The 3457-nt window shown below is 58.2% G+C and carries 2 protein-coding genes; both read right to left on the reverse strand.

Going from position 1 to position 3457, the window contains the following annotated elements:
- Nucleotides 1-1952, reverse strand: a 1952-nt coding sequence (locus IOB61_RS11580; RefSeq protein ID WP_290816735.1) for a ribonuclease R family protein, incomplete at its 3' end; no start/stop codon positions are given.
- The coding region (locus tag IOB61_RS11585) for a topoisomerase C-terminal repeat-containing protein (protein WP_290816738.1) at nucleotides 1949-3457 on the reverse strand (1509 nt) is incomplete at its 5' end. The genes IOB61_RS11585 and IOB61_RS11580, both read right to left, overlap by 4 nt.

Below are 3457 nucleotides of genomic sequence, written 5' to 3' on the forward strand. Positions count from 1 at the left end.
AAGGCTGCCACATAGCGGTCGGTGGCTTCGCGCTCGGCCGCCATGGCGCGCCGCTCGGTCGCGGTAATGGCTTCAGCGATCTTTTTAAGCTGCTCGGGGCTCGTTTTCTTCAAACCATCTTCGCCTAAGCCTAAAGCGCTGATCAACGCCCGGTGGACAATTAAATCGGCATAGCGGCGAATGGGCGAGGTGAAATGGGCATATTTGTGTAAATTGAGGCCGAAGTGGCCTAAATTATCGGTGCCATAAATCGCTTGAGCTTGTGTGCGCAGAACGATCTCATTGATCATTTCGGCATGCTCAGTTGGTGCGGCCAGTTCCAGCACGCGGTTAAAGCGGGCAGGGCTGGGCGGTTGGCCCTTGGCCCATTTCATATTCACGGTCGCCAGAAAATCGCCCAAAGCGGCGAGCTTGGTTTCGCTTGGCTGATCATGCACGCGATAAATCAAGGGCGAGCGCTTTTCTTCCAATGTTTCTGCCGCACACACATTGGAGAGGATCATCATTTCCTCAATCAGGCGGTGGGCATCAAAGCGCTCGCGCAGACCAATGGAGAGAACTTTGCCTTCGGGCGAGAGAATGATCTTGCGTTCTGGGCTATTGATCTCAAGCGGCTCACGTTGGTCTCGCGCCTTTTCCAGCGCCCGATATGCGGCCCAGAGCGGCTTCAGCACCGTGTCGAGCAAGGGCGCGGTTACCGCGTCTGGCATGCCATCAATGGCCATTTGCGCTTGGGTATAGGTCAGGCTGGCAGCACTCTTCATCAGGCCGCGCAAGAAGCGGTGGCTATGCTTATTGCCACCGGCATCAATTCTGATCTCAAGGGCCAAACAGGGCCGCTCTACCCCATCCATCAGCGAGCATAAGTCCGCCGACAGACGTTCTGGCAACATGGGCACAACCCGGTCCGGGAAGTAAACCGAATTGCCGCGCATCAGGGCGCCTTCATCGAGCGCAGAGCCCGGCGTGACATAATGGGCGACGTCAGCAATCGCGACCAAAATCTTATGACCGCCACCGGGCAAAGCTTCCGCATAGACCGCATCATCATGGTCGCGCGCGTCATCTGGGTCGATGGTGACCAACGGAATATGGCGCAAATCTTCCCGATTCCCCAATGGGGCAGGGCCAGCGGCTTCAGCCTCTTCTTCCTCTTCAGCGGTAAAGCCCATCGGAATTCCATGGGCAGCAATCGCTAAAATCGAGGCGGCTTTTGGATTTTCGTTATTGCCGAAAATTTCAATAATTTCAGCTTTCTTCGGGCCATAGCCGCGATGGGGTAATAAGCGTGCGGCAACCAAATCGCCATTGCGCGCACCCTTGGCGTGCTCCGGCAAAATCATCAATTCATGGCGTTGTTTCTTGTCAGCGGGCACCAGCCTGCCACCCCCAGAGCCCGCTTGGCCCGGGCGGACATCGGCAGCCATAAAGACACCAAACACCCGCTCAATCACCCGTCCGAGACGCTTGATGATTTGGACTTCATACTCACCTTCATGGGTTTGGCGGGTTTTGCCAATGAAGCGGTCGCCCACGCCCGGTGGTGGGCCTTCGTGGCGGACTTGTGCGCGCGTACTGGCAAGGCGCACCAGCGGGCCATACAGCTCATCCTCGCGACCCAGCGCGCGCGCCATCAGCTCGCCTTGGCTGTCGATTTCGATTATTTGGAACATCCCGCCTTCGGGCGGTACCGTGCGGCTGGCAACTTCCTTGCGACCGGTCTTGGCAATCGCGCCTTCATCGGCCAGCTCACGCAGCATGGCCTTCAGGGCGCGGCGTTCATCACCCTTGATCCCAAAGGCGATGGCGATTTCACGTGGCCCGATGGCGGTCTTGGCTTCATTCAGAAAAGCCAGCAAGGTGGCTTTGTCTGGCACACCCAAGGCGGGGCGCTTCACCGGCCTTTTCGGTGGTTTGCCTTTCTGGCCGTTGCCACGACCCTTCGTCTTCATGCACCGCTCGCCTTTTTAGCCGCCGCCTTTTTGGCAGGGGCCTTTTTCGCGGCAGGCTTTTTAGCTGTTGCAGCCTTTTTCGCGGCGGGCTTTGCGGAAGATTTAGCGGCACTGGCCTTTTTGGCAGGCTTTTTCTTACCCACCCCGACCATAGCCACGCGGGCTTCGATCAAGGCGAGGGCCGCTTCCCGCGTGATGGTGCCAGGATCTTGGCCTTTCGGCAAAGTCGCATTGGTCGTGCCATCGGTCACATAGGGGCCATACCGACCCGCCATTACTTTGATGACTGGACCCCCTTCGGCCGGGGCAGCAAATTCCTGCAAGGCGGCAGCGGCAGTCCGCTGGGGACGGCCACCACCTGCCAGCTTTTCAGCCAGCACGGTGACGGCACGGTTGAGCCCGATCTCAAACACATCTTCAATCGTGCCGACATTCGCATAGGTCTTGCCATGCTGCACATAGGGGCCAAAGCGGCCCAGATTGGCGACAATGGGCTCACCATCTTCGGGGTGGGCACCCACCGTGCGTGGTAAGGACAAGAGGCGTAAGGCCCGCTCAAGCTCGAGGTCTGCGGCTGACCAGCCTTTTGGCAGTGACGAGCGCTTGGGCTTTTCACCGTCGCCCAATTGGACATAAGGCCCAAAGCGGCCAGCTTTCAGCCAGACATCGAGGCCGGTTTCAGGATCAGAGCCCAAATTGCGGTCGCCACTGGCTTCAGGGGAGTCGCCCGATGGGGCGGTCAATTGGCGGGTGTAGCGGCATTCGGGATAGTTGGAGCAGCCGATGAAAGCGCCAAACTTACTGGTCTTAAGCGACACCCTACCATCTACGCAGGAGGGGCAGGCCCGCGGGTCGGACCCGTCGCCCTTATCGGGGAAAATATGGGGGCCAAGCGAGTCATTAATGGCATCTAGGACTTGCGAGGTGCGCAAGTCGCCCGTATCGGCAATCGCCTTGGAAAAGTCTTCCCAGAACTCACGCAGTAAAATCCGCCACCCCAAATCACCAGAGGAGACGAGGTCGAGGCGCTGTTCTAGGTCTGCGGTAAAGTCATATTCGACATATTTGGCGAAGAAGTTCTCCAAGAAGGCCGTCACCAAACGACCCTTGTCGTCTGGGATGAAGCGGTTCTTGTCCATATGCACATACTCGCGGTCGCGCAGCACAGTTAGGACCGAGGCATAAGTCGAAGGCCGACCAATGCCCAGCTCTTCCATCTTTTTGACCAAGGTTGCTTCAGAATAGCGCGGCGGCGGCTCGGTGAAATGCTGGGTGGCGGCAATGTCGGTGGCCACAACAGAATCGCCGGCCTTCAGATTGGGAAGGCGGCGGCTATCTTCATCTTCTTCATCATCGCGCCCTTCTTGGTAGAGCGCAAAGAACCCATCGAACAACACGACTTGGCCGGTGGCGCGCAAGCCTGCGCGACCATTGGCATCAACCAGATCAATCGTCGTCCGCTCAACAATGGCTTGCTCCATCTGACTGGCGATGGCGCGCTTCCA

This window comes from Aquidulcibacter sp., assembly GCF_020253525.1.
In the GTDB taxonomy this organism is placed as follows: Bacteria; Pseudomonadota; Alphaproteobacteria; order Caulobacterales; family Aquidulcibacteraceae; genus Aquidulcibacter.